Raw genomic sequence first — 569 nt, forward strand, 5'->3', positions numbered from 1 at the left:
CATTGGGGTTGCCGGAAAGCCTGCCAGCCAACGTGCCGCGCCAACCATTGTCGGGTGCGCTGCGCCAATACGGGCGTTTGCTCAAGGATCGTGAGTTCCTGGGGCATGCCCTGACGGGGGGGATCGCAATGGCCGGGATGTTTGCCTACATTGCGGGCTCACCTTTCGTCTTTATCAAACTGTATGGCGTGCCTGCAGAACACTATGGCTGGTTGTTCGGCAGTAACGCGGCGGGCTTTATTTTGGTGGCGCAAGTGAACGCCCGGTTGCTGGCCAAGCGCCAACCGGCCTTTTTGCTGGCGCGTACGGTGTGGGTTTATCTGGCGGCAGGTGTGGCATTGCTGGGCATTAGCGCCCTGCACACCGAGCAACTGTGGCCGTTGTTGATTCCGCTGTTTATCTGCATCGCCAGTCTGGGCTGCATCATCCCCAACGCCTCGGCGTGTGCCATGAACGGGCAGGGCGCGCGGGCAGGCAGTGCTTCGGCGATGCTGGGCTTTTTGCAGTTCAGTGTGGCCGCCGGTGCGGCGTCACTCGTGGGTGTTTTGCATGATGGCACGGCAATGCCA

General features: G+C 61.2%; 1 pseudogene. It reads left to right on the plus strand.

Going from position 1 to position 569, the window contains the following annotated elements:
- Positions 1 to 569 (plus strand): annotated as a pseudogene (locus GHO03_RS24695) (Bcr/CflA family drug resistance efflux transporter); the annotation flags it as partial.

Source organism: Pseudomonas sp. FSL R10-1339 (assembly GCF_009600545.1).
GTDB classification, from domain to species: Bacteria; Pseudomonadota; Gammaproteobacteria; order Pseudomonadales; family Pseudomonadaceae; genus Aquipseudomonas; species Aquipseudomonas bubulae.